The organism is Kribbella sp. NPDC058693 (assembly GCF_042715335.1).
GTDB classification, from domain to species: domain Bacteria; phylum Actinomycetota; class Actinomycetes; order Propionibacteriales; family Kribbellaceae; genus Kribbella; species Kribbella jiaozuonensis.
Map to the genome: position 1 here is coordinate 1188171 of NZ_JBHXSQ010000003.1, position 12565 is coordinate 1200735.

13 protein-coding genes are annotated in these 12565 nt (G+C 67.4%); 8 read left to right on the top strand and 5 right to left on the bottom strand.

The window, feature by feature from the left end; genetic code table 11:
* Positions 1-240 precede the first annotated feature (240 nt).
* Complete coding sequence (locus tag ACFWUU_RS23895) at positions 241-402, top strand: hypothetical protein (protein WP_380178351.1); 162 nt, start codon at positions 241-243, stop codon at positions 400-402.
* 398 nt (positions 403-800) lie between these two features.
* Here ACFWUU_RS23895 and ACFWUU_RS23900 read toward each other — a convergent pair whose 3' ends face one another.
* The 3 genes from ACFWUU_RS23900 to ACFWUU_RS23910 form a co-directional block, all read right to left on the bottom strand.
* Positions 801-1799 carry a LacI family DNA-binding transcriptional regulator gene (locus ACFWUU_RS23900; RefSeq protein WP_371404498.1) on the bottom strand — a complete coding sequence of 333 codons (999 nt, stop codon included), beginning with the start codon at positions 1797-1799 and terminating at the stop codon, positions 801-803.
* Between the two features lie 69 nt (positions 1800-1868).
* Positions 1869-2798, bottom strand: a complete 930-nt coding sequence (locus tag ACFWUU_RS23905; protein WP_380178354.1) for a ribokinase — start codon at positions 2796-2798, stop codon at positions 1869-1871.
* Positions 2795-3457 (bottom strand): SIS domain-containing protein, encoded by a 663-nt coding sequence (locus ACFWUU_RS23910; RefSeq protein WP_380178356.1) that lies wholly within the window; start codon positions 3455-3457, stop codon positions 2795-2797. The genes ACFWUU_RS23905 and ACFWUU_RS23910 overlap by 4 nt, the downstream gene beginning before the upstream one ends.
* Positions 3458-3706: 249 nt before the next feature.
* Here ACFWUU_RS23910 and ACFWUU_RS23915 point away from each other — a divergent pair, with 249 nt between their 5' ends.
* The 4 genes from ACFWUU_RS23915 to ACFWUU_RS23930 all read left to right on the top strand — a co-directional run bounded on the left by ACFWUU_RS23915 (position 3707) and on the right by ACFWUU_RS23930 (position 8849).
* A complete protein-coding gene (locus tag ACFWUU_RS23915) occupies positions 3707-5068 on the top strand; it encodes an ABC transporter substrate-binding protein (protein WP_380178358.1) in 1362 nt (453 codons plus the stop codon).
* A gap of 65 nt (positions 5069-5133) precedes the next feature.
* On the top strand, positions 5134-6021 hold the full coding sequence (locus ACFWUU_RS23920; protein ID WP_380178360.1) for a carbohydrate ABC transporter permease: 888 nt from the start codon (positions 5134-5136) through the stop codon (positions 6019-6021).
* The gene (locus tag ACFWUU_RS23925; RefSeq protein WP_137258312.1) at positions 6011-6808 is read left to right on the top strand and encodes a carbohydrate ABC transporter permease; all 798 of its coding nucleotides are present in this window, start codon (positions 6011-6013) and stop codon (positions 6806-6808) included. Before ACFWUU_RS23920 ends, ACFWUU_RS23925 begins: the two co-directional genes overlap by 11 nt.
* A 10-nt stretch (positions 6809-6818) precedes the next feature.
* Positions 6819-8849 (top strand): DUF4185 domain-containing protein, encoded by a 2031-nt coding sequence (locus tag ACFWUU_RS23930; protein WP_380178362.1) that lies wholly within the window; start codon positions 6819-6821, stop codon positions 8847-8849.
* A gap of 1 nt (position 8850) precedes the next feature.
* Here ACFWUU_RS23930 and ACFWUU_RS23935 read toward each other — a convergent pair whose 3' ends face one another.
* Together ACFWUU_RS23935 and ACFWUU_RS23940 are read right to left on the bottom strand one after the other, a co-directional pair.
* Positions 8851-9516 carry a maleylpyruvate isomerase family mycothiol-dependent enzyme gene (locus ACFWUU_RS23935; protein ID WP_380178364.1) on the bottom strand — a complete coding sequence of 222 codons (666 nt, stop codon included), beginning with the start codon at positions 9514-9516 and terminating at the stop codon, positions 8851-8853.
* Positions 9507-10157, bottom strand: coding sequence for a pyridoxal 5'-phosphate synthase (locus ACFWUU_RS23940; protein ID WP_380178366.1), 651 nt, complete (start codon positions 10155-10157; stop codon positions 9507-9509). Before ACFWUU_RS23940 ends, ACFWUU_RS23935 begins: the two co-directional genes overlap by 10 nt.
* A gap of 63 nt (positions 10158-10220) precedes the next feature.
* On the opposite strand from ACFWUU_RS23940, the gene ACFWUU_RS23945 reads away from it, so the two are divergent.
* The 3 genes from ACFWUU_RS23945 to dapE are packed head-to-tail and all read left to right on the top strand — an operon-like array spanning position 10221 to position 12557.
* A complete protein-coding gene (locus ACFWUU_RS23945) occupies positions 10221-10796 on the top strand; it encodes a CGNR zinc finger domain-containing protein (protein ID WP_380178368.1) in 576 nt (191 codons plus the stop codon).
* 10 nt (positions 10797-10806) lie between these two features.
* Positions 10807-11493, top strand: coding sequence for a VOC family protein (locus ACFWUU_RS23950; protein WP_380178370.1), 687 nt, complete (start codon positions 10807-10809; stop codon positions 11491-11493).
* Positions 11490-12557, top strand: a complete 1068-nt coding sequence (gene dapE, locus ACFWUU_RS23955) for a succinyl-diaminopimelate desuccinylase (protein WP_380178372.1) — start codon at positions 11490-11492, stop codon at positions 12555-12557. Before ACFWUU_RS23950 ends, dapE begins: the two co-directional genes overlap by 4 nt.
* Positions 12558-12565: the final 8 nt, after the last annotated feature.

The window sequence follows — 12565 nt, forward strand, 5'->3', positions numbered from 1 at the left end:
GCCTGCGCGGTTTCATCGATTGGCGTCAGCAGTGGTTCCTGAGCTGCCGGACGTAGTTCCATCACATCGCTGTAATCAGATTCCACGTTCTCGGTGTCGAGTTGGGCGGCGCGGACATCGGGCCGGCGCGAACTTCGACCGCATCGCGGGTGCTGACACGACAGCTACTTGAGCACCTTCAGCAACTCGCCAGCGCTGGCACAGCGAGATACCACCAGATCGCTCGGCGGTTCGAGGGACGTGACTCGCATCGAGTTGGCTCACAATCTGAGCTCCGCCAGTTCGACGCATGGGTGTAAGGCGCTCCGCAAGAGCGCGTTCGTCGAGGCGGGACTCGAACGGGTGGCGATGTCGGACGGGATCCGGCGCTGCTCGTTGGCCGGCAAGTTGCGACTGCAATGAGATTCAAGAGCGGAATGCTCCCAGCCGTCTCCCGGTCGGGATGTCATTTCGTCGCGGTTCCCGAGATGACGCGGAGCGGTGTCGGATCTGGGGTCGTCACATCCAGACACTTGCCGGCCGCGGGGATCCGCCCGGTGGTGCTGTCTCGTGCGCGCCGAAGGCGTGCCGGGCGGATCGGGTTGCTTCGGGCGAGGGCGTTGCCGCATGAGTCCGGTTCCGCGCGCCGCCGGAGGCGGCCAATGAGGCAGCCGCCGCGTAGCGGTGTCAGATGTCGGTTCTCCCGGCGGGTCCGTAGTTGCTTGGCGGGAGGGCATTGCCGCAAGGGACGGCTCCGCTCGCCGCCGGAGGCGGCCAGAAGAACATTCGCCGCGTAGCGGTGTCCTTTGGCGGGTGGCCCGCTACTTCTTCGGGGCGGAGGTGGCTCGGATGTGGAGTTCGGTGCGGAGGGTGACGGTGGAGGGTGGGCGGCCGGGGGAGGTGGTGCGGTCTTTGAGGAGCATGCCGGCGGTTCGGCCCAGTTCGTAGGTGGGTTGGGCGACGGTGGTGAGGCTGGGGACGACGAGGTCGGCCCAGGGGATGTCGTCGAAGCCGACGACGGCGATGTCGTCAGGGGCTCGGAGGCCCTTGCGGGCCAGGCATTCGAGGGCGCCGACGGTCATCAGGTTGTTGGTGGCGAACAACGCCTCAGGCGGATCGGCCAGCTCGAGCAGGCTTTCCATTGCGGCGTACCCGCCGGCCTCGCGGAAGTCGGCGTGTCGCACGAGATCCTTGTCATAGCGGATCCCACCAGCACGCAACGCCGACCGATATCCACCGAGACGATCCATCGCCGTCGACACCTTGCGCGGGCCGGTGATGCACGCGATCCGCCGATACCCGCCGTCGATCAAGTGTTTGACGCCCTCAAAGGCGCCATGCTCGTTGTCGACCAGTACCGTGTCCGCCTCGACGCCCTCCACCCGACGGTCGATCATCACCAGCGGGATCTTCGCGTCGGCAAGCAGCTGCACACCCTCCGCAGTAGACGTCGGCGAGATCACCACCCCGGCCATCTGATCGGTCAGTACGGCGGACGCGTACGCCGCCTCCTTGGCCGGATCCTCGTCGGAGTTGCACAGTACGACGTGGTACCCCTCCGTCTGCGCCACATCCTCCAGCCCGCGCACGAGCGACGTGAAGAACGGGTTCTCGATGTCGGAGATGACGACGGCCCACAGGTTCGTGGAGGACTTACGGAGGTTACGAGCGACGCCGTTCGGGCGGTAGCCGAGTTCCGCGACGGCGGCGCGGACCTTCTCGGACAGCTCCGGGTCCACGTTGCGCCGGCCGCTCAGGACCCGCGACACCGTCGCCGGAGACACCCCCGACCTACGCGCGACGTCGTAGATCGTCGTCATACCCGCTCCCCGCTGGAGATCCGATGGTCGTCTGGATCGCACTCTAACCCCGATCCCGAGCAAAGGATCTCATGACGCGATGGAGTCCAGCAGGGCTAGGGCAGCAGCCCGGGCGGGGGCAGAATCGGCCGCGCCGTTGACGGTCGTCGAGAGCGCACCAGCGGCGTTCGCCAGGCGTACGGCGTCCACCAGCCCGGCCCCGTCCGCGAGGGAAGCGGCCAACGAGCCGCAGAACGCATCGCCCGCGCCGACCGTGTCGACGGTCGCGACCTCGAAAGGATCGACACGTTCCTCGAAGCCGGCGGACCGGTCCAGAACGAAAGCACCCCGCGAACCCAGCGTGACCACACATGCACGCAGGTCCCAGTCCTCGGCGAGTTTGCGAGCGACCATCGGCACGCCCGAGTCGTCGCAGTCCAGCCCGGTGAGGGCCGCCGCCTCGACCTCGTTCGGCACCAGGATGTCGACGTACGCCGCCAGCGACTGATCGACCGGGCCGACCGGCGCGGGGGTCAGGATCGTGGTGACGCCCGCGGTCGAGGCGAGCCGGAGGGCGGCGTGGCTCGCCTCGACCGGGAGCTCGAGCTGGACGCTGAGCACCTTGCTGGAAACAAGCACCTCGGCCGCGGCCTCGACGTCAGCAGCGGTGATCGCCGCGTTCGCGCGGGACACGATGATGATCGAGTTCCCGCCGTCCGGCAGCACCAGCGGCAGGCCAACACCGGTGCCCAGCGACGGATGCCGCACGACCCACGAGGTGTCGACGCCGTTCGACGAGAGCAGTTCGAGAAACTCCTCACCGTACCGGTCCTCGCCGATGGTTCCGACGATCGCCGTACGCGCGCCCATCCGCGCCGCCGCGATCGCCTGGTTCACCCCCTTGCCGCCGAGGAACTCCGCGAACCCGGTCCCGTGCAACGTCTCACCCGGCAACGGCCGCCGCTCCGCCGACGCAACCAGATCCTTCATGAACGATCCCAGCACACAGACATCGTTCATGCCTGGTCCTCGGCCAGACGCTTGCCCAAGGCACCAGACGGATGGAACTGCGCGAAGTCGTGATGACTGAACGACCGCAGTACGACGAGCGCACACGCCAACGCATCGCCCATCGCCAACGAGGCCGTCGTCGACGCGGTCGGTGCCAAGTTCAACGGATCCGCCTCGCGCAGCACCATCGTGTCGAGCGTGTACGTCGCCAACCGCGCCAGTGTGGACTGCTCTTGCCCTGTCATCGCGATCACCGGGATCTCCCGCTCCCGCAGCATCCGGGCGAACGCGCACACCTCGGCCGTCTCGCCGGACGCGGACAACGCGAGCACGAGATCGCGCCGAGTCACGGCACCCGAGTCGCCGTGCAACGCATCGCCGGAGTGGATGAACGTGGCCGGCGTACCTGTGCTCGCCAGCGTGGCGGCAATCTTCCGACCGACCAGACCGGACTTCCCGAGACCGGTCACCACCAGGTGACCCTCGCACTGGGCGACCGCGAGCAGCACCTCCAGGAAGACTCCGTCCAGGCGGTCCGCGAGTGCCGACACAGCCGCGGCCTCGGTCTCGATGGCGTCGCGCGCCGCCTGTAATCCCCGGGCGACCAGGTCCCTGGACAGCTCGTCGGCCGTGCGGTGGGCGGACGCACGGTTCGGCACAACTGGCATCCCAGCGCCTCTCATCTCAGAAATCGATTTCCGCAGATTAGGCAGCGAGCTCGGCCAGTGTCAACGGCTGCACCGAGGTCGAAACCCTTGCCCACACGCAGGAATCGATGGAGGTTGACCACATCGTCACCCAGTCGGCTCTTGACCGGCCAGGCCGCCGATCGTAGATTGCGAGAAATCGATTGCCCCTGGGCCGCCCCCACCAGTCGCCCGAGTCCCCGCCCGAAACACACCACCCTGGAGCACCTGATGGCCGCAACACCCTTCCCTGCCAGGCAGCTCAGTCGCCGGTCCGTCCTGCGCGGCGGTCTGGGCGCGTTCGCCGCGACCGCTGCCGGCGTACCGCTGCTGTCCGCGTGCGGCAGTAACGACTCCGGCGGCAACGCCAAGGAGATGTCGTTCTGGAACTTCTACGGTCCGTCGGACGACCAAGGACCGCAGAGCAAGTGGTTCGTCGACACCGTCGCCGAGTGGAACAAGAACAACGACGTCAAGGTCAAGTTGCGCTACATCCCGGGCAAGGACTACCTGAACGGGACCACGCTGCAGACCGCGTTCCAGTCGGGGCAAGGCCCGGACATCTTCCTGATCAGCCCCGGCGACTTCCTCCGCTACTACAACGGCGGCGTACTGCAGGATCTCGGGTCCGCGTTGCCGGACGAGTCCAAGAAGGACTACCTGCCCGGACTGCTCGAGGCCCGCAGCGTCGACGGCAAGGTCTACGGCCTGCCGATGGAGATCGAGCCGCTCGCGATGTACTACAGCGAAGCCGCGTTCGAGTCGGCCGGCCTGTCCGAGGCCGATCTGCCGAAGACCTGGGACCAGACCATCGCGGTCGCGCAGAAGCTGACCAACAGCAAGCGGTACGGCGTGATGTTCGAGACGCTCCCGGGCTACTACCAGAACTTCACCTGGTACCCGTTCATGTGGCAGGGCGACGGCAACGCGATCAAGGACGGCAAGTCCGCGTTCGACTCGCCGGCCGCCGTACAGGCACTGAAGTTCTGGGGCGACACGATCAAGAACAAGGTTGCCCCGCGCAAGGCCCTCGGCGACGGCGGCGGCGACGTGGTCTCGAACCTCGGCTCCGGCGCGGCCGCGATGCAGCAGAGCGGGATCTGGGCCGTCGCGGACATGCGGACCAAGGCGAAGACCTTCAAGTACGGGATCATTCCGCTGCCCACTCCGGATGGCGGCTCGGCGGCCACCGATCTCGGCGGGTGGGCGTTCGTCGCGAACTCGAAGGGCAAGAACCCGGAGGCCGCGGCCAAGTTCATCGCCTGGGCGCTCGGCTCGACCGACGCCGCCGGTGTCGAGCGTCAGCGGCAGTGGAACACCGTGGTCAAGACCAACCTGCCCCCGCGCAAGTCGGTGCAGCAGGCCGCGGACGCGAAGGGTGCGTTCGCCGATGGTGCGCTGAAGAAGTTCGTCAGCGAGATCGCGCCGACCGGCAAGCCCGAGCCGCGGTTCCCACCGGAGGTGTACCAGCCGATCGCCGACGCGATCCAGGCCTGCCAGCTGAACGCGGCCGATCCGGCCAAGGCGGCGGCCGACGCGGCGGAGAAGATCGACACGTTCCTGAAGACCTACCAGGGCGCGCCGATCAGCTGATGGTCACGACAACAGCCCCTCCCTCCAAGCCGCTGGTGAAAGCTTCGGGGAAACCCAAGACGGGTATGACGCGGAAACGGCGCGAGGCGTTGGCGGCGTACGCCTTCCTCGCGCCGGACACGATCGGTCTGCTGATCTTCGTCGCGATCCCGATGGTGCTCGCCTTCGGTGTCGCGTTCTTCAAGGTCGATGGCTTCGGCAACTATCAGTACGTCGGCCTGGCCAACTACAAGCTGATGGCCGGGGACGATCAACTCTGGGCCTCGCTGAAGGTCACCGCGATCTACGTGGTCACGTTCGTGCCGATCGCGTTCGTGGTGAGCTTCGCGCTGGCGATGCTGGTCCGCAACCTCTTCAAGGGCATCGGCTGGGTCCGCTCGGCGTTCTTCCTGCCGAACGTCGTCAGCCTGGTCGTGGTCGGCCTGATCTGGCAGTTCCTTCTGGTCGACAAGCGCGGCGCGCTCTCCAAGCTCCTGGCGCCGCTCGGCCTCGGCGATGTGTCCTTCCTCGGTACGCCGTCCCTTGCGCTGGGCACCTATGTGGTGATCAGTGTCTGGTTCCTGATGGGATACCAGATGCTGGTGTTCCTGGCCGGGCTGAAGGACGTGCCGAAGGAGCTCGAGGACGCCGCGCAGATCGACGGTGCGGGCTCCTGGCAACGATTCCGGTACGTGATCTGGCCGCTGCTCCGGCCGACCAGCTTCTTCGTCGTGGTCAACTCGACGATCGGCGCAGTCACCGGTCTGCAGGCGTTCGACCTGGTCTTCGTACTGACCAAGGGCGGGCCGGCCCGCGCGACCAGCACGGTCGTGCTCTACATCTACGAGCAGGCCTTCACCTTCAACAACATGGGGTACGCCGCGGCGCTGACCACCGTGGTCGTGGCGATCCTCGTCGTCTGCACCGGCCTGATGTTCGGCGTCACCCGAGGAGGTCGCTTCGATGAGGATTAGGTTCTTCCCGATCCTGGCGCACGTGCTGGCGATCATCGCGGTCGCCCCGTTGTTGTGGATCCTGATCAGCGCATTGAAGCCGGCCGAGGACGTGTTCAACTTCGGGTGGCCGTCGACGTGGACGCTGGACAACCTGCAGTACGTGCTGCTGAAGATCCCGATGCCGCGGTTCATGCTGAACTCCGCGATCGTGTCGGTCACGGTCACCGTGGTCGCGCTGTTCTTCCACAGCATGGCGGCGTACGCGCTGGCGCGGCTGCGGTTCCCGGGGCGGGGGATCATCTTCTCCGGGATCATGTCGACGCTGCTCGTGTCGTTGCCGGTGATACTAGTTCCATTGTTTCTAGTGGCAAAGCAACTAGGTCTGCTGGACAGTTATGCCGGGTTGATCGTGCCGAGCATCTTCCATGCGTTCGGAATCTTCCTGCTCCGGCAGTACTACCTGAACATCCCGCGGGAGCTTGAGGAAGCGGCCGACCTCGACGGCTGCGGCTACTGGCGGCGGTACTGGAGCGTCATCCTGCCGCTCAGCCGGCCGGTACTCGCGTCGCTGTCGGTGCTGTTCTTCCTGGCCAACTGGAACGCGTTCCTCTGGCCGCTCACCATCACCCGGAACCCGGACCTGCGGGTGATCCAGCTCGGCGTCTCCGGCATGCAGGGGCAGTACGCCTCGGCCTGGAACCTCATTCTCGCGGCCGCGGTGATCGCGGCCATTCCCACGGTCGTTGTGTTCGTCGCGGGCCAGCGCCGCCTGGTCGACGCGATGAAGACGACCGGCCTCAAGTGAAAGGCACCTCATGAAGCGTGGGGCTTTGCTCGCTGTGCTGCCACTGGTCTTCGGCACCGCGTCGCTCTTGAGTCAGGACTCCAAACCGGTCCCTGTTGCGTCGACGACGGTCGGCACGGCGCAGGTGGAGTCGAAGGGCATGCCCAGCAACAGCGACGGCGACCTGTGGCCGTCCTGCTGGGCCGGCAACGACAAGCTGTACGCCGCCAATGGTGACGGCAAGGGTTTCAGTACCGACGGGGACTTCGCCGATATCGCGGTCAGTGAGATCAACGGCACGCCGGGAAACTTGTCCGGGGCAACGATCTCGAAGGGCGACCAGGTCGGCTCGGTCTGGAGCGGCGCCGGGTACAACCGGAAGCCGACCGGGATGGTGTGCGTCGGGGACACGTTGTATCTCGCGGTCCAGGACCTCGCGCTCGACTTCAACGACGTACCGGCTGCGACGATCCTGAAGTCGACGGACCACGGGAAGACGTGGACCTGGGACAAGCAGAGGCCGATGTTCTCCGACCATGTCTTCACGACGATCTGGTTCGCGGACTTCGGTAAGGGTGGTGCGCTCGCACCCGACGGTTACGTCTATGCCTATGGCCTCGACGGCAACTGGCGGGACTCGTTCGACGACACGGTCGCCGATCCGCAGAGCGTGTTCCTCGCAAGGGTGCCCAAGAACAAGGTGCAGGACCGCGGTGCGTGGAAGTTCTACACCGGCGCCGGCTGGTCGTCGAAGATCGCCGACCGCAAGCCGGTGCTGACCGACACGCGGCGGCTCTACGCGCAGACGTACGGGACGAATGCGTCGAACCTGAGCGTGATCAGCCAGGGCGGCGTCACCTACCTCGCCAAGCAGAAGAGGTACGTCTACACGTCCTGGACGGAGTACACGTTCGAGTTCTACGAGTCGCCGACGCCGTGGGGTCCGTGGAAACACTTCATGAGCAAGGACTTCGGCGGCTACCCGTGGTCGACGTCGAAGTACGGCGGGTACGGCGTGACGATCCCGTCGAAGTTCGTCCAGCCCGACGGCAACACCATGTACATCCAGGCGAACGTCTGCCCGTGCGGCGGCGGTGGGATCGGTACGTCGGTCTACAACTTCAACCTGCGCAAACTCGTCCTGACGCCGTCGTCGACCGCGCCCGCCGACAACCTGCCAGGAGCTGACAATCTCGCTGTACCGACGATGGGTGCAGTAGCCATCTCCAAGTCGACACAGTCCGGAAGCCTCGCGCTGATGAACGACGGTGCGAAGACCGGCAGCGAGTCCGACTTCGACGACGAGGTGAAGGGCGCGTCGTGGTGGGGTTACGAGTGGCCGTCGCGGCACAAGGTCAACAACGTCGAGTTCACGTCGGGCGCGGTGTCGGCGGAGGGCGGGTACTTCACCGGCCGGCCGCGGGTGCAGGTGAAGCGGGACGGCGAGTGGGTCGAGGTCGGGGCGCAGACGGTGTCCCCGGCGTACCCGGGCGACGCGTCGGCCGGAGCGAACACGACGTACACCATCACGTTCCCGGTGCAGGAGACCGATGGCGTGCGGGTGATCGGATTGCCTGGCGGGACGCGCTCCTACACGACGGTGTCCGAGCTGGCGGTCCGATACGTCTCCCAGTTGGCGGACGGTGGCTTCGAAGGCACCGGCGGCGGCAAGCCCGCGTGGCTGTTCGAGGGTACGGCGGCCAACGGCGTCGACCGCGGCCTCGGCTTCGCACACTCGGGCGCCAACAACGGCTGGATCCGCTGTACCTGCACGGGTTTCAGCGACCTGTACCAAACGGTCCCGGTCACACCCGGCGCGACTTACACCTTCGGCGCCTGGATCAACGCCTCCGCCAACCTCCCCGCCGACCAGGGCCGCTTCGGCGTCCGCGCCGGCACCACAGACCTGGCCAGTACGACGTTCGGCGCCGGCACGGGCTACGTCCACCACGAGGTGACGGTCAAGGTCCCCGCCAACACCCACGAACTAACCGTCTACGCCGGCTTCACCGGCCCCAACCTCGACACCTGGATCCAGGTCGACGACTTCACCGTCAGCTGATTCACGGCCAGGGGAGGAGATCCGGAGCGGGGCCGGTGATCGGGCCGGGGGTGGGGCGGCCGGCGTACCAGGCGGTTAGGTCTGTCAGGGCGCCGGTCAGCTTCACCTCTGCGCCGGTGCCGTTTTCCCAGGTGGTGGTTTGGGACTCGAGGATGAGGTGGGTGTTGTCGGGGGTGCGGGGGCGGAGGAAGTCCAGGAGGTGGAGGCAGAAGTCCTCGGACCAGGTGGCGGGAGTGACGCCCAGATTGAGGTCCGAGGTGTGGATGGTGAGTTCTCGCCAGGTGGCTTGGAGGCCGGCGGAGAGGTTGCTGTTGCGGTGGAGGATCGGGAGGGGCCAGTCGGTGGGGCTGACCTTGTCCCAGGAGGCGAGCAGCGTGGTGACGGCCTGGGTGAGGTGGGTGCGGAGGTCGGCGGCGGAGCGGTCGGCGCCGGCTTCGATCGCGGCGTCGCGGGCCGGGCGGCCGCCGTCGTACACCTCGATGAGCCGGCCGGCGAGGGCCTCGTCGACCTGACGGGTCATCGCCTCGGAGAAGTTCGCGATGTGCGTGATGACGTGACCGCGGGACCAGCCGGGGAGGTTCGAATTGCCGCGTGCGGCGGCGTCGTCCAGGTCCGCGACGAGCGCGAGCAGTTGATCGGCGGTGGCGCGTACTTCGTTCAGGGCCACAACAGCTCCTTTGTCCATTCGTCTTTCAGCCGGTACCGCAGGCGGGTGTGCCGGCGATCCGGATCGGCCTGCCAGAACTCGACCTCTTCCGCACGCAACGTGTACAGCGTCCAGTTCGGCGCAACCAGGCCGGGGTCGGCGGCGATCCGCTCAGCCTGCTCCTTCACCGCCACGTCGATATCGGCGGGATCCGCGAGTACGGCGCTCTGCCTGCCGACCAGCGCCTCCGCGCGCGCTGCCTCCGGCCTGCGCAGGAAGTCGTCAGCCGACTCACCCGCCTCCGCGGCCGCGACCGTGCCGAGGATGCGGACCTGCCGTCCCAGCGGGATCCAGTAGAACGTGAGAGCGGCGTACGGCGAGGTCGCCAGCTCGTCGCCCTTGCGGCTGGTCGACGTCGACGCGAACTGCCAGCCGTCGTCGGTCACGTTCTTGAGGATCAGGACGCGTCCGTTCGGCCGGCCGTCGGCGCGGACCGTGGACAGGGTCATCGCGCACGGCTCGGGCGCCTGCGCGTCGATCGCGGTCAGCAGCCAGTCGACGAACAGCTCGTGCGGCGTCTCGGGAGCAAGTGCGGGATCCCAGGCGGGTGGGGTGCCGGTCAGCGTCGGTACGGCGCGCAGCCGGGTGCGGAGGTCGGTCACGCTTCGAGACCCTAGGCGATGTATTCACATGGCAGCAACGGAATATCCCATTAGAATCGCCGGATGAGCACGCTGGCCTTCGCCCTCGCCGCGACCATCAAGCACGACGGCCACGGCGGCGTTGCGGACCTCCTCGCGACACCTGCGGAGGCGGTCGTGTGGCTGGAGCAGCACCAGGACCAGTTCGCGGGGGTTCTGGGCCGGCCACTCGAGGTCGGGGGTGCGGAGGCGCACGAAGAGCTTGTGCGGATTCGGCGGGCGGTGCGGGCGTTGTTTGCTCGGGCGGTTGCGCCCGGGGCGCCCAGCCGGGCTGATGCTCATCGGTTGATGGATGCGGACGCGGCGCTGCAGATGATCAACCAGGCTGCGGGGCTTCTGGGGACCCAGAAGCTGGTGTGGGAGGAAGGTGCGGAGCCGACGGTCGAGTGGGCTGGAGGAACCGCCGATCTGGCGGGTGCCGTGGGGCGATCGGCGATCGAGTTCTTGACCGGGCCGGATCGGGGGCGGTTGCGGGCGTGTCCCGCTGCTCGGTGCGTCAAGTACTTCCTGCAGGAGGATCCGCGGCAGCTGTGGTGTTCGGCGTCCTGCGGTAACCGGGAGCGGGTGAACCGTCACTACCGGAAGCGGCACTCCGGATAGCCTGTCGGGCATGACCATCGCGCGTTTCAAGGACTTGTGTGTCGACGTCTCGTCGCCGAGTGAGATGGCCGCGTTCTGGGGGCGGGTGATCGGCCTGACCGCGCCCGCCGACAACCCGAACGTGCTGGTCGGTGACGCCCCGGAGAAGACGATCTGGATGTGCAAGGTCCCGGAGACGAAGACGGTCAAGAACCGGGTCCACCTCGACGTGATCACCGGCGCGATCGAGCGCCTGGAGCGGGAGGGCGCGAAGGTCCTGACGCCGGAGTCCGAGGAACAGCCGTGGACGGTGATGACGGATCCCGAGGGCGGGGAGTTCTGCGGATTCGTTCGCGAGACGGTTCCGGCGTACCGGCTGATGGAGTTGATCGTCGACTCGGCCGAGCCGGAGAAGCAGGCGCGCTGGTGGGCGGACGTGGTCGGTGGCGACTTCATGAGTCGACCGGGTACGCCGTACTTCTGGCTCGAGAACGTGCCCGGCCTGCCGTTCCGGTACTGGGTCTTCGTGCCGGTACCCGAGCCCAAGACCGTGAAGAACCGCGTGCACTGGGACGTCACCGCGCCCGCGCTGCAGCCGGTGCTCGACGCGGGTGCGACACTGCTGCGGCCCAAGGACGACGAGATCGGCTGGCACGTCTGCGCCGACCCCGAGGGCAACGAGTTCTGCGTGTTCCTGCCGCCGAAGGAGTCCGAATGACCAAGCTCGATCTCACCGCATCCGGTCCGGATCTGACCGAGGCCCTGGTGAACGTCTCGTCGGTCAGTGGGACCGAGGAGAAGCTTGCGGACAAGGTCGAGAAGGCGCTCTCGGCGTACGGGCATCTGAAGGTGTTCCGGCACGGGAACACCGTGGTCGCGCGGACTGATCTCGGCCGGGACGAGCGGGTCGTGATCGCCGGGCACCTCGACACCGTCCCGCTCAACGACAACCTCCCGGCCCGCCGCGCCGACGGCCTGATCCACGGGCTCGGCGCCTGCGACATGAAGGGCGGTGTCGCGGTCGCGCTCCGGCTCGCGGCGAGCCTGGACGAGCCGAACCGGGACGTCACCTACGTCTTCTACGACTGCGAAGAGATCGAGGCCGAGCGCAACGGCCTGTTCAAGCTGACCCGGTCGAACCCGGAGCTGCTCGAGGGCGTGTTCGCGGTCGTGATGGAGCCGTCGAACGCCGTCGTCGAGGCCGGCTGCCAGGGCACGATGCGGATCGAGGTCACCACCCACGGCGAGCGCGCGCACTCGGCCCGGTCGTGGATGGGGTCGAACGCGATCCACGCCGCGGGCGAGGTGCTCGCGCGGCTGACGGCGTACGAACCGCGCCGGGTGCCGATCGACGGGCTCGAGTACCGCGAGGGGCTGAACGCGGTCGCGATCACGGGTGGCGTCGCCGGCAACGTCGTACCGGATCTGTGCACGGTGACGATCAACTACCGCTTCGCGCCCAACCGGTCCGAGGCGGAGGCCGAGGCGCACCTGCGCGAGGTGTTCGAGGGGTACGACGTCGTCGTGAGGGACTCGGCCCCGGGCGGGCTGCCGGGGCTGGAGCGGCCCGCCGCGGCGGCGTTCCTGCAGGTCGTCGGGGGAGAGCCGCAGCCGAAGTTCGGGTGGACGGACGTGGCGCGGTTCACGCTGCTCGGCGTACCGGCGGTGAACTACGGGCCGGGTGACCCGCTCTACGCGCACAAGCAGGACGAATTCGTGCCCGAGGCCGAGATCGAGCTGTGTGAACAGCGGTTGAGGAGTTGGTTGACGGGCCGCGCCTGAGCCGTCGG